This window comes from Rhabdobacter roseus, from assembly GCF_014202275.1.
Taxonomy (GTDB): Bacteria; Bacteroidota; Bacteroidia; order Cytophagales; family Spirosomataceae; genus Rhabdobacter; species Rhabdobacter roseus.
Genome location: NZ_JACHGF010000001.1, coordinates 675,328 through 694,408, shown reverse-complemented (window position 1 = coordinate 694,408; position 19,081 = coordinate 675,328). Strand labels below are relative to the sequence as shown.

General features: G+C 55.9%; 17 protein-coding genes. 11 read left to right on the top strand and 6 right to left on the bottom strand.

Annotated features, from left to right (window positions below):
- Nucleotides 1-222: 222 nt before the first annotated feature.
- Nucleotides 223-2,175, top strand: coding sequence for a glucosamine-6-phosphate deaminase (gene nagB / locus HNQ92_RS03000; protein WP_246439659.1), 1,953 nt, complete (start codon nucleotides 223-225; stop codon nucleotides 2,173-2,175).
- A 271-nt stretch (nucleotides 2,176-2,446) separates the two neighbouring features.
- Here the strand turns inward: nagB and HNQ92_RS02995 are convergent, their stop codons facing one another.
- Nucleotides 2,447-3,283: a fumarylacetoacetate hydrolase family protein gene (locus HNQ92_RS02995; protein ID WP_184170696.1), complete on the bottom strand. Its 837-nt coding sequence runs from the start codon at nucleotides 3,281-3,283 to the stop codon at nucleotides 2,447-2,449.
- A 334-nt stretch (nucleotides 3,284-3,617) separates the two neighbouring features.
- Here HNQ92_RS02995 and HNQ92_RS02990 point away from each other — a divergent pair, with 334 nt between their 5' ends.
- Both HNQ92_RS02990 and HNQ92_RS02985 read left to right on the top strand, forming a co-directional pair.
- The gene (locus HNQ92_RS02990) at nucleotides 3,618-4,943 is read left to right on the top strand and encodes a sugar porter family MFS transporter (RefSeq protein WP_184170693.1); all 1,326 of its coding nucleotides are present in this window, start codon (nucleotides 3,618-3,620) and stop codon (nucleotides 4,941-4,943) included.
- A gap of 24 nt (nucleotides 4,944-4,967) precedes the next feature.
- On the top strand, nucleotides 4,968-6,485 hold the full coding sequence (locus tag HNQ92_RS02985; RefSeq protein WP_184170690.1) for a glycoside hydrolase family 32 protein: 1,518 nt from the start codon (nucleotides 4,968-4,970) through the stop codon (nucleotides 6,483-6,485).
- 108 nt (nucleotides 6,486-6,593) lie between these two features.
- On the opposite strand, the gene uvrA is transcribed toward HNQ92_RS02985, so the two are convergent.
- Nucleotides 6,594-9,452, bottom strand: a complete 2,859-nt coding sequence (gene uvrA / locus HNQ92_RS02980; RefSeq protein ID WP_425504273.1) for an excinuclease ABC subunit UvrA — start codon at nucleotides 9,450-9,452, stop codon at nucleotides 6,594-6,596.
- Between the two features lie 401 nt (nucleotides 9,453-9,853).
- Here uvrA and rpmH point away from each other — a divergent pair, with 401 nt between their 5' ends.
- The 6 genes from rpmH (at nucleotide 9,854) to HNQ92_RS02950 (ending at nucleotide 14,120) form a co-directional block, all read left to right on the top strand.
- A complete protein-coding gene (gene rpmH / locus HNQ92_RS02975; protein ID WP_184170687.1) occupies nucleotides 9,854-10,012 on the top strand; it encodes a 50S ribosomal protein L34 in 159 nt (52 codons plus the stop codon).
- Nucleotides 10,013-10,097: 85 nt separating this feature from the next.
- On the top strand, nucleotides 10,098-10,493 hold the full coding sequence (locus HNQ92_RS02970; protein WP_184170684.1) for a ribonuclease P protein component: 396 nt from the start codon (nucleotides 10,098-10,100) through the stop codon (nucleotides 10,491-10,493).
- Nucleotides 10,494-10,527: 34 nt separating this feature from the next.
- A complete protein-coding gene (locus HNQ92_RS02965) occupies nucleotides 10,528-12,183 on the top strand; it encodes a S41 family peptidase (RefSeq protein WP_184170681.1) in 1,656 nt (551 codons plus the stop codon).
- A gap of 22 nt (nucleotides 12,184-12,205) precedes the next feature.
- On the top strand, nucleotides 12,206-12,934 hold the full coding sequence (gene tsaB / locus HNQ92_RS02960; RefSeq protein WP_184170678.1) for a tRNA (adenosine(37)-N6)-threonylcarbamoyltransferase complex dimerization subunit type 1 TsaB: 729 nt from the start codon (nucleotides 12,206-12,208) through the stop codon (nucleotides 12,932-12,934).
- Nucleotides 12,935-13,004: 70 nt separating this feature from the next.
- Complete coding sequence (locus HNQ92_RS02955; protein WP_184170675.1) at nucleotides 13,005-13,520, top strand: DUF2480 family protein; 516 nt, start codon at nucleotides 13,005-13,007, stop codon at nucleotides 13,518-13,520.
- Between the two features lie 99 nt (nucleotides 13,521-13,619).
- Nucleotides 13,620-14,120 carry a DUF1440 domain-containing protein gene (locus HNQ92_RS02950; protein ID WP_184170672.1) on the top strand — a complete coding sequence of 167 codons (501 nt, stop codon included), beginning with the start codon at nucleotides 13,620-13,622 and terminating at the stop codon, nucleotides 14,118-14,120.
- On the opposite strand, the gene HNQ92_RS02945 is transcribed toward HNQ92_RS02950, so the two are convergent.
- The 4 genes from HNQ92_RS02945 to HNQ92_RS02930 are packed head-to-tail and all read right to left on the bottom strand — an operon-like array spanning nucleotide 14,106 to nucleotide 17,600.
- Nucleotides 14,106-14,687 (bottom strand): ribonuclease HII, encoded by a 582-nt coding sequence (locus HNQ92_RS02945; protein WP_184170669.1) that lies wholly within the window; start codon nucleotides 14,685-14,687, stop codon nucleotides 14,106-14,108. The genes HNQ92_RS02950 and HNQ92_RS02945 overlap by 15 nt on opposite strands.
- A complete protein-coding gene (locus HNQ92_RS02940; protein WP_425504272.1) occupies nucleotides 14,687-15,712 on the bottom strand; it encodes a VWA domain-containing protein in 1,026 nt (341 codons plus the stop codon). The genes HNQ92_RS02945 and HNQ92_RS02940 overlap by 1 nt, the downstream gene beginning before the upstream one ends.
- Complete coding sequence (locus HNQ92_RS02935) at nucleotides 15,713-16,666, bottom strand: hypothetical protein (RefSeq protein ID WP_246439534.1); 954 nt, start codon at nucleotides 16,664-16,666, stop codon at nucleotides 15,713-15,715. It abuts the gene before it with no gap.
- Between the two features lie 52 nt (nucleotides 16,667-16,718).
- Nucleotides 16,719-17,600 carry a DUF58 domain-containing protein gene (locus HNQ92_RS02930; protein WP_184170666.1) on the bottom strand — a complete coding sequence of 294 codons (882 nt, stop codon included), beginning with the start codon at nucleotides 17,598-17,600 and terminating at the stop codon, nucleotides 16,719-16,721.
- A gap of 76 nt (nucleotides 17,601-17,676) precedes the next feature.
- On the opposite strand from HNQ92_RS02930, the gene HNQ92_RS02925 reads away from it, so the two are divergent.
- Complete coding sequence (locus tag HNQ92_RS02925) at nucleotides 17,677-18,054, top strand: DUF4296 domain-containing protein (protein ID WP_246439532.1); 378 nt, start codon at nucleotides 17,677-17,679, stop codon at nucleotides 18,052-18,054.
- Nucleotides 18,055-18,213: 159 nt separating this feature from the next.
- On the top strand, nucleotides 18,214-19,002 hold the full coding sequence (locus HNQ92_RS02920) for a glycosyltransferase (protein ID WP_184170663.1): 789 nt from the start codon (nucleotides 18,214-18,216) through the stop codon (nucleotides 19,000-19,002).
- Nucleotides 19,003-19,081: the final 79 nt, after the last annotated feature.

Below are 19,081 nucleotides of genomic sequence, written 5' to 3'. Positions count from 1 at the left end.
GCGCCAGGCTTCCCACCGCCCCAAAATAGAGGGAAAGATAATTATTAAAATAATTTAATAAGAGGGCTCTGCATAGTACCTTTGCGGCTCAAATAAGTGTAATAGGTATATAAAAGGTACGAACTAGCCTTTTTTGCCTCCGTGAATCACTACCTTTGACTACCTTTTCTAGTTTAAGAAAGCCCTATGGAACTACATTCGCTCAATCCTGAAACCATCCTCATGCAGGCGGCTGACAAGGCCCATCTCAACGCTTCCGGCGGCGGCAGCATTGGTGGGCCGATCACCTACGAGAAAATCCCGACGCACATCTACGCCGACGCCAAGGATGCGTCCGAAGCGGTGGCGCAGGAAATTGCGGCCCTGATTCGTCAGAAACAAGCCGAAGGAAAACCCTGCGTGCTGGGACTGGCTACGGGCTCCTCGCCCAAAACCGTGTACGCCAAGCTGATCCGGATGCACCGGGAGGAGGGACTGAGCTTTCAGAATGTGATTTCGTTCAACCTGGACGAATACTACCCCATGGAGCCCGACTCCATCCATAGCTACCACCGCTTCATGAAGGAGCAGCTCTTCGACCACGTGGATATTCGGCCCGAAAACTACTTCCTGCCGGACGGCACCATCTCGGTGGAGCAGATCCAGGAGTTTTGCCGGGAGTACGAACGCAAAATCCAAGAGGCGGGTGGCCTAGACTTTCAACTCCTGGGTATTGGTGGCAACGGACACGTGGGTTTTAACGAACCCGGTACGCTCATCAACGCCCGCACGCGGCTCATTACGCTGGATCACTCTACGCGGGCGGCCACGGCCATGGAATTTGGCGGACTGGCGCAAGTACCCCGCAAGGCCATCACGCTCGGCGTAGCGCCCATCCTGAACGCCCGGCGCATTGTGCTGCTGGCCTGGGGCGAGCGCAAGGCCCCGGTGATCCGGGGCGCGGTGGAAGGCCCCGTGACCGAGCACAACCCGGCTTCGTACCTACAGGCGCACCCCAACGTTACCTTCGTGCTGGATGAGCGGGCGGCTTCGGAGCTGACGCGCGTCAAAACACCCTGGGCCGTGGACTCCGTCACGTGGGACAACGGCATGATCAAAAAGGCCGTGACGCACCTCTCGCTAACGCTCAAGAAACCGATTCTGAAGCTGACGGATAAAGACTACAACGACAACGGGATGAGTGACCTCCTGGCGAAGTACGGAGCGGGCTACGAAATCAACATCGACGTTTTTAACCAACTCCAACATACCATTACGGGCTGGCCCGGCGGCAAACCCAACGCCGACGACTCAAACCGCCCCGAACGCGCCCAACCGGCCCAAAAGCGGGTGATTATCTTCAGCCCTCACCCCGACGACGACATCATTTCGATGGGAGGTACTTTCCAGCGGCTGGTGGATCAGGGCCACGACGTGCACGTAGCCTACCAAACCTCCGGCAACATTGCCGTCGCCGACGACGAAGCCCTGCGCTTCATTGATTTCGTGGTAGACTTCAACCAGCACTTCCAGACCCGCAACGACCACGTCACGAAAATCTTCCGGGAAGCGAAGGAATTCCTGAAACACAAGAATGACAGTGAAATAGATACGCCCGAGGTACGGCACGTGAAGGGGCTCATCCGCCGGGGCGAGGCCAAGGCGACCTGCCGCTTCGTAGGGGTACCTATGGATCAGGTGCATTTTCTGGATCTGCCCTTCTACGAAACCGGCACAGTACAGAAGAAGCCCGTGGGCGAAGAAGACATCCGGATCGTGGCCGACCTGATCGCGAAGGTGCAGCCGCACCAGATCTACGCCGCTGGCGACTTCGCCGATCCGCACGGTACCCACAAAGTATGCTGGGATGCCATCGAAAACGCCCTGGATCGCCTCAAAAACGAAGCCTACATGGACCAGTGCTGGGTGTGGCTCTACCGCGGGGCCTGGGCCGAGTGGGACATCCACGAAATCCAGATGGCCGTGCCCATGAGCCCCGACCAGGTACTTAAAAAGCGGATGGGGATCTTCAAGCACCAGTCGCAAAAAGACGGCGTGGTGTTTCAGGGCGAAGATTCGCGCGAGTTTTGGCAGCGCGCCGAAGAGCGCAACCAGGGTACCGCCAAGCTCTACGACGCCCTCGGCCTGGCCGAATACGAAGCCATGGAGGCCTTCGTGCGCTGGCATTTCAAGTAGGTACTTTGTTGAAGTATCTTTCTGTATTAACGACAAGGCCCGCTGCAAACACAGCGGGCCTTCTTGTTGGAATCCAATTGAGCTATTCAAATTTTACGCCTTCGTACATAGCACTTTCTAACCAAAGGCCAAAGTACCTCGTGGCCTCTGTTTGCCTCTATCCCCGGCCCTTTCTCCGGCGGAGAAAGGGAGCTTGGCAGGTACTTTTAACAAAGTACCCTAAGCCCAAGGCCCTTCGCCCTCTGCTATAAAAGTACCCTTTGCCCAATCCCTACGCCACGACGTTCGTCAAGGTACCTATGGGCTCGATGGTGATATGGATTTTGTCGCCGCTTTGCAGGGTAAACTCCGACGGCGGAATGATGCCCGTGCCCGTCATGAGGTAGGCTCCTTGCGGAAATGATAGCTCCCGAAACAGAAAACCGATCAGCTCGTCGGGGCGGCGCTTCATTTGGGCGAGCTGTACTTCGCCGCTAAATACCTCCTCGCCCGCCCGCACAATGGCGATCCCGATCTGGGTATCGAGCGGTAGCGGCTCCTGAGGCACGTACAGGCAGGGGCCCAGCGCGGCGCTTCCCTCGTACGACTTAGCCTGTGGCAGGTACAGCGGGTTTTCGCCTTCGATGCTGCGCGAGCTCATGTCGTTCCCGATGGAGTAGCCCACGATCTTGCCCGACGACGTGGCAAAAAGCGTCAGTTCGGGCTCGGGTACGTCCCAACCCGAATCTTTCCGGATGCGCACGGCTCCGTGGTCGCCTACTACGCGCCAGGCGTTGGCTTTAAAAAACAGCTCGGGACGCTCGGCGTCGTACACGCGGTCGTAGAAACTACCCCCACCCGCCTTCTCCGACTCCTCCATGCGGGCTTCGCGGCTGCGGGTGTAGGTAACACCCGACGCCCACAGCTCCTGAGTACCGATGGGGGCCAGGATTTCGGGCATGGGCGAGGCATCCGTAAAGGGCAGCAGGGGCAGGTGCTCGGTACGGCTCACGAGCCAGTCATAGAGGTCGTCGCGGTTCACCACCACGTCCCAGTTGGTTTCCTGCAGGCGATAAAACTGATCTTCTTTTTCTAAGAGTATGCCGTGTTGCGTGCGAAATAGTTTCATAAGTACGTAAAACGATGCTTGAGGTTGTTAATTAAAAAATGAGACGGTACCCGAGCCACGCAGTACCTCCAAGTACCTTGGTAGTACGAGCCCCCACTACATAAGTACTAGTTTTTGGTCTAGAAAGAAGCCGCCGGAAGCCCTTCTTTACTCACAATACTTACAAAAAGTACCCCCCTTCTGCCAAACTACCCCCCTTTTGCGCAAGTTTGGTACCAGACTGCTCCCTTTTTTTGATAATTTACCACCTCCGGCTTTATATTTCATTTTTTAAAGATAAATTGTAACAGAGTAGTTAGGTACTTTCAAAAATAAGGATTCTAAAAAACAGCTAATGATACACCGCAAAGTACTAGCCTGGTCCGTTGTGATTGCCCTGGGTGGCTTTTTATTTGGCTTCGACACGGCCGTTATTTCAGGAGCGGAAAAAGCCATTCAGGAAGTGTGGGGCCTTACCGTATTTGAGCACGGCCTCACCGTTTCCATTGCCTTGATCGGGACGGTCTTCGGCGCGTTGTTTGGCGGCATTCCCTCCGACCGGCTCGGCCGCCGGAAAACGCTGATCTGGATTGCCATCCTGTACCTGGTTTCGGCCCTGGGCTCGGCGCTCGCTCCCGGCTGGGAGCTTTTTTTGCTGCTGCGGTTCCTGGGTGGCCTGGGCGTAGGGGCGTCGTCGGTGGCGGCTCCGCTTTATATCTCCGAAATCTCCCCGCCGCAGTCGCGCGGGCGGCTGGTGGCGCTGTTTCAGTTCAACGTCGTGTTTGGCATCCTGATCGCCTACCTCTCCAACTACCTCCTGGATGGCTACGGCGACGTACCCTGGCGCTGGATGCTGGGCGTGGAGGCAGTGCCGTCGCTGCTCTTCCTGCTGCTGCTTTTCAGGGTACCTGAAAGTCCGCGCTGGCTCATCACCCGGCGGGGCGACGTGGAGCGGGCCCGACAAACGCTACGCATCATCAACCCTGTTTCGGCCGACGACGACGTCCTGGCCATTCAGCAATCACAGGTACCGGTCGGCGACGATAGCGAGTCTTTGTGGGCCAAACAAAACCGCGTGCCGGTGCTGCTGGCGATCTTCTTCGCTATTTTCAATCAGGTTTCGGGCATCAACGCCATCATTTACTACGCGCCGCGCATTTTCGAAATGACGGGCCTGGGTACCAGTTCCTCGCTGCTGTCTTCGGCGGGTATTGGGCTGGTCAACTTCTGCTTCACGCTGTTGGCTCTGAACTTCATCGACCGCTTCGGTCGCCGCACGCTCATGCTCATCGGGTCGGTGGGGCTCATAGCTACCCTGGCGCTCGTGGCGCGGGCCTTCTACACCGAAGACTTCGGCGGCTACACCGTGCCGGTGCTGCTGTTTATCTACATTGCTTTCTTTGCCTTTTCGCAGGGGGCGGTCATTTGGGTATTTATTTCGGAAATTTTCCCCAACGCCATCCGGGCCAAAGGGCAGGCACTGGGTAGTTTCACGCATTGGTTCATGGCTTCTGTCATCGCCTTCACGTTTCCGTACTTTGCCCAGGTACTGGGTGGAGGGCACACCTTCCTGTTTTTCACCCTCATGATGGTCCTGCAGCTCTTCTTTGTGTGGCGCTTCATGCCCGAAACCAAGGGCACCAGCCTGGAACAAATGGAGAAAAAGCGGCTTGTGCCTTAAAAGTACCCTTAACTAAACCACGTTATGAAAAAAGTACCTTTCCTGATTCTTTGCTGGCTGGCAGGTACCCTACCAGGTACCCTTCTGGCTCAGGCCGTGGGCTCCGAGCCGCACCGGCCGCAGGTTCACTTCACGCCCCGCGCCCACTGGATGAACGACCCCAACGGGATGCTGTACTACCAGGGTACCTACCATTTGTTTTTTCAGTACTACCCCGACGGCACCACCTGGGGACCCATGCACTGGGGCCACGCCACCAGCCCGGATATGGTACGCTGGCAAGAGCAACCCATCGCGCTTTTTCCGGATAGCCTGGGGTACATTTTTTCGGGAAGCGCGGTGGTAGATGTGAAAAATACCAGCGGCTTCGGGCAGCCTGGCCAAACACCGCTGGTGGCCATTTTTACCCACCATAATCCGGTTTTGGAAAAAGCCAAGCGCAATGATGTGGAGTACCAAAGCCTGGCTTATAGCCTCGACGCGGGCAAAACCTGGACCAAGTACCCCGGTAACCCCGTACTACCCAACCCCGGCATCCGCGACTTCCGCGACCCCAAGGTACGCTGGTACGAGCCGCAGCAGAAGTGGATCATGACGCTCGCTACGCAAGACCGCATTACGTTTTATTCGTCGCCCAACCTCAAAGACTGGACCCGCGAGAGTGAGTTTGGCCGCGATGTGGGTGCGCACGGCGGCGTGTGGGAGTGCCCGGACCTGTTTCCGCTGCGCCACCAAGGTAAGGACGTGTGGGTGCTGCTGGTGAGTATCAACCCCGGCGGCCCCAACCAGGGCTCGGCCACGCAGTACTTTCTGGGCGACTTCGACGGAAAAGATTTCAAAGCGTACACCAAAGACATCCAGTGGATGGACTACGGGCCGGACAACTACGCGGGTGTGACCTTTGCCAACACCGGCGACCGCACCTTGCTGATGGGGTGGATGAGCAACTGGCAGTACGCCGAGAAAGTACCTACCCACCCCTGGCGCAGCGCCATGACCATCCCGCGCGAGCTGGGCTTGCAGGAGGTGAACAAAACCCTGTACTTAACCTCCCAACCGGCCCAGGAACTGAAGGTACTTGAGGGCGAAAGTACCCTTTTGAAAAAAATAAAAGTACCTGGTACCTACAACCTGACCGAGAAAATCAAAAATCCTACGGGTGTTTTCCGGCTGGAGCTGACTACGCCAAGTACCGGGGACTTCGCGGTAGTACTCGCCAACGAGCAGGGCGAGGAAGTGGAGATCGGCTACGACCGTACGGCCCATGCGTACTACATCGACCGCAGTAAGGCCGGAAAAGTGGACTTTGAAAAAGGCTTTGGCAAGCGAAGCACGGCTCCGCGCTTAGCACAAAGTACACAGGTTTCGCTGACGCTGGTGGTGGATGCTTCTTCCGTAGAGCTCTTTGCCGACAACGGCCTCACGGTGATGACCAGCCTCTTTTTCCCCAATAAAGACCTAACCAAGGTACTTTTGAAGGCCGCCCCAGGTACCTCCGTCCCGCAGCTCAGGTACACGGCGCTTAAGCCAGCGACTAAATAATTAATAAAGTACCTAAGTAGGTACCTTACCAAAATGAAAAAAGTCGCTGACAGAACCAGCGACTTTTTTTAGGTAGTTTGGAAAGTACCTCTAGGCACCAAGGGTACTTTACTTCAATTTTTGCTTCAAAAACTCGGCCGTGTAGTTGTCGTCCAGCTTGGCCATGTCTTCGGGCGTGCCGGCGAAGGTCAGGTACCCGCCGCCTTCGCCGCCGTCGGGACCCAGGTCGATGATCCAGTCGGCGCATTTGATCACCTCCACGTTATGCTCGATGATGAGCACGGTGTCGCCCTGGTCTACGAGGGCGTTGATGGCTTTCAGTAATTTTTTGATGTCGTGAAAATGCAGCCCCGTGGTAGGTTCGTCGAAGATGAAGAGCGTGCGGCCTTTGGCGTTATTGCCCTTGCCCAAAAACGACGCTAGCTTCACCCGCTGCGCCTCCCCGCCCGACAGCGTGTTGGACGACTGCCCCAGCCCGACGTACCCCAGCCCTACTTCCTGCAAGGGCAGGAGTTTCTCGGCCAGCTTGGGTTCGGTTTGTTGAAAAAACGCAATGGCATCGTCGACGGTCAGGTCCAGAATATCGGCGATGTCCTTGCCGCCGTGCTGAATATCCAGGATCTCCTGCTTGAAGCGCTTGCCGCCGCAGCCCTCGCAGGTGAGGTAGATGTCGGCCATAAACTGCATTTCGATCTTCACCTGCCCTTCGCCCTGGCATATTTCGCAGCGCCCGCCGTCTACGTTGAACGAAAAGTGCGAAGGCTTGTAGCCCCGCGCCTTGGCTAGGGGTACTTCGGCCATCATTTGCCGGATGTAGTCGTAGGCTTTGATGTAGGTCACCGGGTTGGAGCGCGACGACTTCCCGATGGGATTCTGGTCCACCAGCTCCACGGATTCGATGCGGGCCAGGTCACCGGCCAGTTCGTTGAGCTTGCCTATGTCCTCGCTGTATTCCCCCTTGGCGCGCATCAGCGCCGGGTAGAGCAGCTTCCGCACCAGCGTCGATTTGCCCGAGCCGCTCACGCCCGTTACCACCGTAAGTACCCCCAGCGGGAAGCGTACGTCCAGGTCTTTGAGGTTGTTTTCGCGCGCGCCTTTTACTTCCACAAAGTGCGTGGCCTTGCGCCGGTACTTCGGCACAGGAATGCTTTCGCGTTCCAATAGAAAATCCAGCGTGTAGGATTTCAGCTCCGAGGGCGCGCGTTCCAGGCCATGAGTATTTATTTCTTCCCAAGTACCCTGAAACACCACGTTGCCACCGCCGGTACCTGCCTCCGGCCCGATGTCGATGATCTGGTCGGCGGCGTGCATCACTTCTTCTTCGTGCTCCACCACAATGACGGTGTTGCCCATGTCGCGCAGGGATTCAAGTACCCCCACCAGCCGCCGGGTGTCGCGCGGGTGCAGGCCAATGCTCGGCTCGTCCAGGATGTACATGGAGCCCACCAGTGCACTTCCCAGCGAGGTAGCGAGCTTGATGCGTTGAAACTCCCCGCCCGAGAGCGTGTTGGTGAGGCGGTTGAGGGTAAGGTACCCCAGCCCCACGCGCGTCATGTACTCCAGCCGGTTGCGGATCTCGGTCAGGAGGCGGCGCGCTACCTGTTGCTCGTGCTCGTTGAGTTCAAGGTTTTCAAAGAAGGCAAGTACCTTACTAATGGGCAGCAGCACCAGGTCCGTAATGGAAGCCCCGCCTATCTTCACGTAGGCGGCGTCCTTGCGCAGCCGCGAGCCCCGGCAGTCGGGGCAGGTCGTGCGCCCGCGGTAGCGCGAGAGCATCACCCGGTACTGGATCTTGTGAGTCTGGCTTTCGAGTTCTTCGAAGAAATCGTGAAGCCCCCGAAAGTACTGATTGCCCGTCCAGAGAAGTTGCTGTTGTTCTTCGGACAAATCTTTGTAGGGGCGGTGAATCGGGAAGTCGAACCGGATGCCGTTTTTGAGCAAAGGCTTCAGCCACTCGCTCATCTTCTCGGTACGCCAGGGGGCTACGGCCCCTTCAAACACCGACAGGCTCTTGTCGGGTACCACCAGGTCGGGATCAATGCCCAGGATGCGGCCAAACCCTTCGCAACGCTTGCAGGCCCCGTAGGGGTTATTGAAGCTGAATAAATTGACGCTCGGCTCCTCAAACTTGATGCCGTCCAGCTCGAAGCGGTCCGAAAACTCGCGGCGGCGGGCCTCCCCCGCTACCTCCACGGTGGCGGTACCTTCTCCTTCAAAAAAAGCCGTCTGCACCGAGTCCGAGAGGCGGTACTGGGTATCTTCGTCGTCGTGGTGTACGGCGGCCCGGTCAATCAGGATAAACGCCTCGCCCGTAGCCAAGGGGTAGTTGGCGGGGTTTTCAAGTACCTCTTCAATAAAGACCGACTCCCCGCCCAGCACGATGCGGTTGTAGCCTTTGGACAGCAGAATATTCAATTCTTCTTCCACCTTCCGGCCCGACCGCACCAGCAGCGGGGCCAGCACCATCACGCGGGTACCTTCGTCGTGGCTCAGCATGTAATCCACCACGTCGGCTACGGAATCTTTACGCACGGCCTGGCCCGACACCGGCGAGTACGTGACCCCCACGCGGGCAAAAAGCAGCTTCAGGTAGTCGTAAATTTCCGTGGTGGTACCTACCGTGGAGCGCGGGTTGCGGGTGTTTACTTTTTGCTCAATGGCAATGGCCGGCGATATCCCTTTGATGTACTCCACCTCGGGCTTTTCCATGCGGCCCAGAAACTGCCGCGCGTAGCTGCTAAGGCTCTCGACGTACATCCGCTGGCCTTCGGCAAACAGGGTATCAAACGCCAGCGACGACTTGCCCGAGCCCGAAAGGCCCGTGATCACCACGAGCCGGTTGCGCGGAATGGCCAGGTCGATATTTTTGAGGTTATGAACGCGCGCGCCCTTGATAAGGATGTATTGCTGGGGACTAAGTTCTTCAAACGAAACGCTTTGGGTGCGAAGTTCGGGTTGATTCATCATACACGGACCAATGGGAAATAGGAGGGTTGGATGTAAGAAAACCCCCATCTAGTTTTAAACCCAAAATTGGTTTTTTTAGTTTGCGTTTCCTAGCGGCTATGTAAAGAGTATCGCTGCTCGCCCTGGGGTACTTTGGGAGCTGGTTCGCGTTTGTAACGCGAACTCCCGCCGCGGCGCGTTTGTAACGCGCCAAGAGCCCAAGTACCCCACCATCTGCCATAACTACCCCAGCAAGGTACTTTTCAGCCCCAGCGTACGGCACCCGGAAAGCCTGCTTTTTAACGCAAATAAAAATAACGCGAAGGCGTTTGTCATACCGCTTAAGTTTTTATACCTTTGCAAGCCAAAATCAGAAATAGCAGACTGTAGAGTACTCTAATACAATAATATAAGGTAAAGAAATGAAACGTACATACCAACCTTCGAACCGCAAGAGAAGAAACAAGCACGGCTTCCGTGAGCGCATGTCATCCGCCAACGGCCGCAAAGTGTTAACCTCGCGCCGCAAAAAAGGCCGTTGGAAGCTTTCTGTATCGGACGAGAAACGTCACAAGCAATAGTAAAAGTTGGCAAGTTTGAGTGGTTCTACCGTTTGTTAAGTTCGTTGATTCTCAAACTGACAAACTACCCCCAACCAGTACGGACTTGAAACAAACTTTTGGCAAAGACGAACGCTTAAGCAATCACCGAGTCATCGGTAGGCTTTTTCAAAGAGGTAGTACGGAAATCCAAACGTTCTACCTCTTTCCTTTTCGGGTACTTTACTTCGTCGATCCGGCCCCTCCCTCCGAGCTCCCCCAGGTACTTTTCTCCATCTCGCGGCGTACTTTCAAACGCGCCGTGGATCGCAACCTCGTTCGCCGCCGCTGCCGCGAAGCGTACCGCCTCAACAAGCATATTCTGCACGAACTCCCAGCGGCCTCCCGTCCAACGTACCTCGCTTTTTTGTATCTTGCAAAAGAAAAAGCAACTTATGACGTTATTGAAAAGTCTATGAAAAAGGTACTTGCCCGGCTGGCCAGTACTTCGTCGGCTTCTTGAATCATCCTGGATCTTATTAAATTCGCTTTATTTCATGAAAAAATACGTGCGCTCCCTTTGGCTGGCGATTCCGGTGGTGGCAGGGCTTCTGTTCGTTTCGTTCAAGCAGGATGACCGGCTCTTCGAAATTGCCCGGAATCTGGATATTTACGCGACGCTCTTCAAGGAGCTGAACGCCTACTACGTAGACGACATCAATCCGAACCGGCTCATCAAAAGTAGCATCGATGGCATGTTGCGCTCCCTGGACCCCTACACGGTCTACTACGCCGAGGACGACATCGAGGACTACATGACCATGACTACCGGCAAGTACAACGGCATCGGCGCGCTGGTGAACTCCGCGGAGGGCACGCATACCATCATGATGGTGTACGAAGATACCCCCGCCCAAAAGGCGGGCCTGCAGCTGGGCGACCAAATCATAAAAATAGACGGCGTGGACCTGACGACGCTCCGCGAAAACGACCCCGGACGGCTCCTTAAAGGCCAAACCAACAGCAGCGTGAAGCTGACCGTGAAGCGCTACGGCATTCAGAAGCCCCTGGAAATTATCGTCAACCGCGACGTGGTAAAAATGACCAACGTACCCTACTACGGCATGATCAACGACGAAGTAGGCTACATTGACCTGAAAGATTTTACGGCTACGGCCTCGCGCGAGGTACGTAATGCTTTCCAGGAGCTGAAAGGAAAAGGCATGAAGAAAGTGGTGCTGGACCTGCGCGAAAACCCGGGTGGATTGCTGAATATGGCGATCGAAATCTCCAATATTTTTATTCCCAAAGGCGAAGAGATTGTTTCTACCAAAGGAAAAGTGACCGAATGGAACAAAGCGTACTCGGCCTATAATCCGGCCCTCGATACCGAGATTCCGATCGTGGTATTGACCAACAACCGCAGCGCCTCGGCTGCCGAGATCGTATCCGGGGTGATTCAGGATTACGACCGGGGGGTACTTATAGGTCAGCAAACCTACGGGAAAGGCCTCGTACAAACGACTCGCGACCTTTCGTACAACACCAAAATGAAAATCACGACGGCCAAGTACTACATTCCCAGCGGCCGCTGCATCCAGGCGATTGATTACAGCCACCGCAACGAAGACGGCAGCGTAGGCAAGGTACCTGACTCCCTCATGACCGAATTCAAAACCCAAAACGGCCGTACCGTGTACGACGGTGGCGGTATTCGGCCCGACATCATTACCGAAAAAGAGAACCATTCGCCCCTGGCTACCTCACTGGCCCGCAAGCGCCTCTTCTTCGACTACGCCGTTAAGTACCACTTCGAGCACCCTACCATCAAGCCCGCCCGCGAGTTTCACCTCTCCGACAGCGAGTACCAGGACTACGTGAAGTGGCTTAAAGACAAAGACTACGACTACACGACCCAGGTGGAAAAAGACCTGTACGCACTGGAAGCTTCGGCCAAAAAGGAAAAATCCATCGACGTGATTCAGGATCAGCTTAAAGCGCTCAAATCCAAACTTTCGCACAGCAAGGATAACGACTTGCAGCTCTACAAAGCCGAGATCAAAGGGCTCCTGGAAGAAGAAATCATTAAACATTACTACCTCGAAAGGGGCGTGAAGGAAGCTTCTTTTGGTACCGATGTGGAAATGAAAGCGGCCCTGAACCTTTTTACCGACATGAATCGCTACCGCGACATCCTCCAGGCAAAAAAGTAGCCGATCGGTAGTACCCCAGCGTATGCTCATACTTAGCCTTGATTCTTCTACGAAGGGCTGCTCGGCGGCCCTTCACCAGGACGGTGCGCTGCTCTCGGCCTGTGACCTGCATACCGACCGCTCGTCGTCGTCCATGCTCACGACGCTTATCCAAAGTACCGTCCAGAACGCGGGCTTCGCCCTCCACGACCTCGACGCCATTGCCGTGGCCAAAGGGCCCGGCTCCTATACCGGCCTACGCGTGGCCGTATCAACGGCCAAAGGACTTTGCTACGCCCTGGACAAGCCCCTGATTGGCATCAATACGCTGGCGGCCATGGCCCGGCAGCTAAGTACCTTTTATGAGGATAACGCAAGTACCCAAGGGTACCTGCTGTGCCCCATGCTCGACGCACGCCGCATGGAGGTCTACGCCACCGTGTTCGACACCCGGCTCCAAACCATACTTCCTACGCAGGCCGTTGTGGTACAGGCCGACTCCTTCGGCACGCTTTTGGAAAAGTACCCGATTGTGTTTTTTGGCGATGGAGCCGCCAAATGCCAGCCCGTATTGGGTACTCACCCCCACGCCCACTTTCTATCCGAGCCCCTCCATCCCTCCGCCCGCACGGTAGGTACGTTGGCTACGGAGGCATTCCTGCGGGCGGAGTTTGAGGATGTGGTTACCTTCGAGCCCTACTACCTCAAAGACTTCATGGGTACCCAGCCCCGCTCCCTCCCAACTGACTCCGCTCAGGCGGTCGATGCCTAGGTACCTCCGCGAACATTTCTGAGTTGGCTTGCGTTGGGTACTTACGAGTAACCCAGCCCTAAATACAAGTATGGAAACCGAAGAAATTGTGAACCGAGTAGCCAGCAGCGGCCTCCTTTCGCTCGACCTGGAAGCGTACTACCACCCCGGAGAGCGCGTCGTGTACGATTTGAAAGACAATCTCTTTCAGGGTTTGATCCTGCGGGAAAAGGATTTTCGGGAGTTTTTAAAAACCCACGATTGGACGCAGTACACAGGCAAAAATGTGGCCATTACGTGTAGCGAAGACGCCATAGTACCTACCTGGGCGTACATGCTGCTGGCTACTCAGCTGGAGCCCCACGCACATACCGTCGTTTTTGGCGACTTAAGTACCCTGGAAGACAAGCTCTTCTTTGAAGCCATAGCGCGGCTCGATCTGGAAGAATTCCGAGGGAAGCGGGTTGTGGTGAAAGGATGCAGCAAGCATCCGGTACCTACGTCGGCCTACGTTGAAATTTCGCGTTTGCTAAGGCCCCTCGTCCAAAGCCTGATGTTCGGTGAGCCCTGTAGCACGGTACCTTTGTACAAAAAGCCCCGAGCCTAAAAAATACTTTCTGGCGATCCTTCTTTTGGGTACGCTTTTTTAGGGAGTCGCAGCGGGAATTCCCCGATTTCTACTCTAACTCCATAAAGCGCTACGACGATGACTCAAAATGTTTGGAAAGGGCTACTGGCCGGTGCCATTGCGGGACTGGTAGGTACTGCCGTAAAAACCCTGTGGGAAGAATTTGCACCCGCACGCCCCGAAGATACCACCTCCCCGCCCCTCGTGCTGGCCGACCGCGTCAAAGAACAAACCGTAGGAGGGCCGGTGCCGGAAAGCAGTAAACCTATCGTGGAGCAGTCTATCCACTGGGCCTTTGGTACGGGCATTGGTGCGCTGTACGGCGCTGTAGCCGAGCTAGTACCCCAGGCGCAGAAGGGCGCGGGTAGTCCGCTGGGACTGGCGCTCTACGGCGCTACGCACGGCTCGGTACTACCCATGCTCAATGCCGAGCCCTGGCCGCTGCAACGCCCGGCCAAGTTTGTATCCAGCGAATTTAGCGGGCATATTCTGTACGGACTGGCCGTGGAAATCACGCGGCGGAAGGTCCGCGAGCTCCTGGATGACCGGGATATTCAGGATACATTATCCTTTTCGTAACCGAAAACTCAGGCGGTGGTGCGGACAAAGGCCGTATTCATCAATAGCCCGGCGGTGGTGGGGCGTAGGGTATCCTACGTTCCGCTCCCAGCCGTAGTGGGGGTAGTCGGCGGCCAGGCGCTCCATGAGGGCGTCTCGATGCGTCTTGGCCAAAATGGAGGCCGCCGCAATGGAGAGGTACTTGGAGTCGCCCTTGACGATGCAGGTATGGGGGATCAGCGGGTAGGGTACAAACCGATTGCCGTCCACCAGCAGGTGCTCAGGCCGGACCACCAGCTGATCTACGGCCCGGTGCATCGCCAGAAAACTCGCCTGTAAAATATTGATCCGGTCTATTTCCTGGTTGGAGACTTCGGCCACGGCCCAGGCTAAGGCATCGGCCAGGATTAGGTCACGAAGTACCTCCCGTTGTTCTTTGGTCAATAGCTTCGAATCCGTCAAGAAGGGATGTTCGTAGTCGGCAGGTAGTATCACCGCTGCCGCCACAACCGGCCCCGCCAGGCAGCCCCGTCCTACTTCGTCCAGGCCGGCCTCCACTACTTCTTTGTTATAGTACGAGCGTAACATCAATCTTCCAGAATATTGGACATAAAAGTACTTTTGGTAGCCAGGGCCAGCAGCAGGAAAAGGACTGCCCAGTAGAGGTACATGCGGTAGTAGTCGGTTACTTCGCGGTACAGTACATCGCGGTACTTTACTTTTTCAAGCTGGTTTATTTGCTCAAAAACGGAGCTCAGAGCGTTATTGTCGGTAGCCAGAAAGTACTTCCCCTCGCCCACATTCGCAATAGCCTGTAGTTCACTTTCATCCACCAGGGCCCGCGAGACGTTCAGGCTGTCGGTCGTTGAAGGCCGCCGGAGGGCATTTCCCACGGCAATGGTGTAGATTTTTACCCCAAATGCCTTGGCAAGCCGGGCCGCCGTGATCGGATCCAGATTGCCCGACGTATTATCCCCATCGGAGATCAGAATCGCCACCTTGCTGTCGCTGGGAGAGTCCCTCATGCGGTTGATCGTCACGGCCAGCGCACTGCCAATAGCCGTACCGGCGGTACGAATCATCTCGGGCCGGAGGTCGTCCAGAAACCCGTCCAGGAGGCGGTAATCGGTCGTGAGCGGACAAAGCGAAAACGCCTCGCCGGCAAAAATAATGAGCCCGATGCGATCCTGGATGCGCCCCTGAATAAAGTCTTTTGCTACCTGCCGGGCTGCTACCAGCCGGTTGGGCTGCAGGTCTTTTTCCAGCATAGAATCAGATATATCCAACAGCAGCATGATGTCGATGCCCTCCGAGTAGCGGTCGGTGCGTTCGGTAATTACCTGTGGGCGAGCCAGCGCTACCAGGATCAGACACAGCGCCAGGGCGGCACTGACCGGCTGCACAAACCGCAGGCGCGTGAGCCAATCGTTGGAAGTACGGGTGGCTTCGTAAGGTAGGGCCAGGTGTTGCTTGGCGCTGCGGTGAAAGGCCGCTCGGAGCAAAAACAGCAGGAGTACGCCGGGCAGGGCGTACAGAAAGTACGGGTACACCCAGTGGTAGGAACGCAGCGTTTCCCAGCCAAAACACCGTAACGAAAACCATGGCTCCATCATTTATACGCCCGTTTTATCAATCATTGTTATTTCCCGCCGCCGCTGCCGGTACGCGCGCAGGGCCACGGAGCGAAGTACCTGTAGCGACATTTCTATGTTTTTTGATTTCCCCTGCCCGTATATAATGCCATCGATGTCGCGCAAGGCTTTTTCCAGGGCTTCGTCGGGGATGTTGTCTACGATCTCGCGGGTGGTGTAGGTGGCAAAAGGCTTTTGTTCGAGTCGTTCCAGGTACTTTTTCCACACAATCACGGCTTTTTCGGCCTCGGAGGTCCGGCCGCTTTCCCGCGTACTGCGGTTGAGGCGATTGAAGTTACGGAGGAAATCGCTGTGGCGGCGCTGGAGCAAAAATACCTGCCACTGCCGGGCGATACTCCTCCCAAACAACCAGTAAATCCCAAAACTCAGGGTACCTAGCACTCCCACTACCCCAAAAAAGATAGAATAGTTGAACTGCCGACGCAGCGGCAGTACGGCCACCTCCCTACGCAGCGAATCGGCCTCGGCTACCCCCGCCATCCGCCGAACAAATACCGTATCAACGGGGGCAAGTACCTGGGTACAATCGTTTTCGGCCAGCAGAAAAACCGGCAGCGTAAAGGGCTGCAAGGGCGCTACTTCAAAGATAACAAGCTTGTAAATGGTACTATCCAGGCTACCGCTAGAGTCGGTGCGGGTAAGGAAGTAGTCTTGCTCCAGGACCTCAAAGGGAGCAAAATGGTAGGTAGTGTCCGGAAAAAATACTTCCTGGTCGGGGCGGTGGCGAAAGCTGAGGGCGTACCAAAACGGCTTTCCTACCTCGACGGTATCGGTCAGGAACTGGCCCTGCGGCTGGCCGAGCTGGGCCCGGCTGGTAAGCGCACCAAGTACCCCCAGCAACAGCAAGCCCCACCGCCGCCATGGCGCGCGGGTCGTCCGAACTACTAAATAACTATGTGGTGGTACGAATTGCAAAAAGAAACAGAATGAAATGAACGATCAGATTTTTACTCCATTACGCCCTTGCTCACATGGCCCCTTTGACGTAGCGCCTGACCCTGAACAAACGAATCAGGGCGGGTACGTAGTCTTCGCGGGCGTCCAGCGAGAGGTAGTTGGCGCGGTTTTGCCGACACAGACGCTCCAGCTCAAGGCGACGCTTGGCAAACCGCTCCCGCATTTGGGTTCGGTAGCGGGGCGAGGACGTATTCACCCACACCCTGCTTTGCCGCTCGGCGTCATACACCGGCAAGATACCCAGGCGCGGCAGGTTGGTCTCGCGCTGGTCGTGCACGTGGATCACCACCAGGTCGTGCTTACGGGCCAGAGCCTTCAGGTTGTGTTCATAGTTGGTATCAATAAAATCAGAGATGAGAAACACCAGGCTGCGCCGCCTCAGGATGTTCAAAGCCAGCAAAATGGACTCCGAAAGGTTGGTTCGGGGCGACTCGGGCTGTAGCTTAAACAGCTCCGACAGGAGGCCGTAGCCGTGTTTCATGCCGTCGGAAGGCCGGATGTAACGTTCCTTCTGGTCCGAAAAACAGAGCAGTCCCACGCGGCTGGCTTCCTGGATGGCCGCCAGCGTCAGCACGCCGCATATTTCTTTGGAGGCGTCGATCTTGAGGCGGCTGGCGTCGCCGACTTCCTGCGAGGCGCTCACGTCCACCATAAAAAATACCGTCTGCTCCTTTTCTTCCTTGAATATCTTCACGTAGGTACCATGCCCCTTGGCGGAGGTGTTCCAGTCGATAGCCCGCACGTCGTCGCCATATTGGTACTGCCGGAGGTCGTCAAATTCCAGCCCCGAGCCCTTAAAAACAGAATGGAAGTTGCCGTGGCGCTCGCTGTTGACCGCCTTGCGCATCCGAATCTCGTACTTTCGAAGTTTTGTCAAAAATTGTTCAAACATAGAAAAGAGTGGTTCTACGAAAGATTCACGACCTTTGTGGCGTTGAGCATATAAAACAAAGATAGGTAATTTGTTTATGATGAAGCGTCCGAGTACGTATTTCCCGCCGCGGGGCCTGGCTTGGTTGCTGCTGCTCTGGTTCATGGCCGGATGCAGCGCCGAGGAGAAGCCTCCCCGCCACATTCTTTCCGAAGATAAAATGGCCGCCGTGCTGGCCGACATCCACGTGGCGGAGGCTCGGGTGACCCGGATGCGGCTCAGCTCCCTGGATTCGTCGGTGATGGTTTACAACCGGCTCCAGCAGCAGATCTGGAAAAAGCACGACGTAGATACCCTCGCTTACCGCCAGAGCTACGAATTTTACATCGCAAACCCTGGGTACATGGCGCGGATTTACGAAAAAGTGAGGACTAAAATCGAAGCTCGCGAAAAAACCAACAGCATTAAAATCTAAAAAATCCACTCTGCCCTTTTCTTAAAAAAACTTAAAAGCGCCCTCAATCGCCCCTGAGCGGGTGTTGGAGGGAATCGTTTTAAGCGCTGGCTTGTTAGCCTATGCAAGTACCTTTTAAGTACTACTTTACCTGCTGTAAACCCAAAAAAAGACCGCGCTGTGAGCAACTGCATCGTCATCATCCCGACCTACAATGAGATTGAAAACATCGAGGCCATCATCCGGAAGGTACTTAGCCTGCCGCATCCTTTTGATGTACTCATCGTAGACGACGGCTCGCCCGACGGCACCGCGCTGAAGGTAAAAGAGCTGCAAGGTACTTTTGCGGACCGCCTGTACCTGCAGGAGCGGCGCGGCAAGCTGGGCCTGGGTACCGCTTACATCCACGGGTTCCGGTGGGCGCTGGCGCGCGGTTACGAATATATTTTTGAAATGGACGCCGATTTTTCCCACAACCCCGAGGATCTGGTGCGGCTCTACCTGGCTTGTCGGGAAGAAGGAAACGACATGGCGATCGGGTCGAGGTACATCAAGGGCGTCAACGTGGTCAACTGGCCCATGGGCCGGGTACTGATGTCGTACTTTGCGGGCCACTACGTGCGCTTTATTACGGGCATGCCCATCATGGACCCCACGGCGGGTTTTGTGTGCTATCACCGCCGGGTCCTGGAAACCCTCCAGCTCGACCGCATCCGCTTTGTGGGCTACGCCTTCCAGATCGAGATGAAATTTGACACCTGGAAGTACGGCTTCAGGCTGACGGAAGTACCTATCATCTTTACGGACCGGACCAAGGGCGAATCCAAGATGTCGCCGGGTATTTTCAAAGAGGCCGTTCTGGGGGTTATCAGCCTGAAAATCGGGAGCTTCTTCAAGCGCTACATCCCCGAAAGTACCCCTGCTCCCGCCTCACTACCTTCGCTCGCCAGCAAGCCCGTGCTCGAATAAAAACCAAGTAGGTACCTTTCGGGCGGTAGGTACTTTCCAATTGAAAAGTACTTTCCGGCATTTCAGTCAGTCGTTGCGG

What these genes read in the sequence shown, in the direction of transcription:
- nagB (WP_246439659.1), top strand. Translation starts at nt 223, where the DNA reads ATGCAGGCGGCTGACAAGGCCCATCTCAACGCTTCCGGCGGCGGCAGC.
- HNQ92_RS02995 (WP_184170696.1), bottom strand. Translation starts at nt 3,283, where the DNA reads ATGAAACTATTTCGCACGCAACACGGCATACTCTTAGAAAAAGAAGAT.
- HNQ92_RS02990 (WP_184170693.1), top strand. Translation starts at nt 3,618, where the DNA reads ATGATACACCGCAAAGTACTAGCCTGGTCCGTTGTGATTGCCCTGGGT.
- HNQ92_RS02985 (WP_184170690.1), top strand. Translation starts at nt 4,968, where the DNA reads ATGAAAAAAGTACCTTTCCTGATTCTTTGCTGGCTGGCAGGTACCCTA.
- uvrA (WP_425504273.1), bottom strand. Translation starts at nt 9,452, where the DNA reads ATGATGAATCAACCCGAACTTCGCACCCAAAGCGTTTCGTTTGAAGAA.
- rpmH (WP_184170687.1), top strand. Translation starts at nt 9,854, where the DNA reads ATGAAACGTACATACCAACCTTCGAACCGCAAGAGAAGAAACAAGCAC.
- HNQ92_RS02965 (WP_184170681.1), top strand. Translation starts at nt 10,528, where the DNA reads ATGAAAAAATACGTGCGCTCCCTTTGGCTGGCGATTCCGGTGGTGGCA.
- tsaB (WP_184170678.1), top strand. Translation starts at nt 12,206, where the DNA reads ATGCTCATACTTAGCCTTGATTCTTCTACGAAGGGCTGCTCGGCGGCC.
- HNQ92_RS02955 (WP_184170675.1), top strand. Translation starts at nt 13,005, where the DNA reads ATGGAAACCGAAGAAATTGTGAACCGAGTAGCCAGCAGCGGCCTCCTT.
- HNQ92_RS02950 (WP_184170672.1), top strand. Translation starts at nt 13,620, where the DNA reads ATGACTCAAAATGTTTGGAAAGGGCTACTGGCCGGTGCCATTGCGGGA.
- HNQ92_RS02945 (WP_184170669.1), bottom strand. Translation starts at nt 14,687, where the DNA reads ATGTTACGCTCGTACTATAACAAAGAAGTAGTGGAGGCCGGCCTGGAC.
- HNQ92_RS02940 (WP_425504272.1), bottom strand. Translation starts at nt 15,712, where the DNA reads ATGATGGAGCCATGGTTTTCGTTACGGTGTTTTGGCTGGGAAACGCTG.
- HNQ92_RS02930 (WP_184170666.1), bottom strand. Translation starts at nt 17,600, where the DNA reads ATGTTTGAACAATTTTTGACAAAACTTCGAAAGTACGAGATTCGGATG.
- HNQ92_RS02925 (WP_246439532.1), top strand. Translation starts at nt 17,677, where the DNA reads ATGATGAAGCGTCCGAGTACGTATTTCCCGCCGCGGGGCCTGGCTTGG.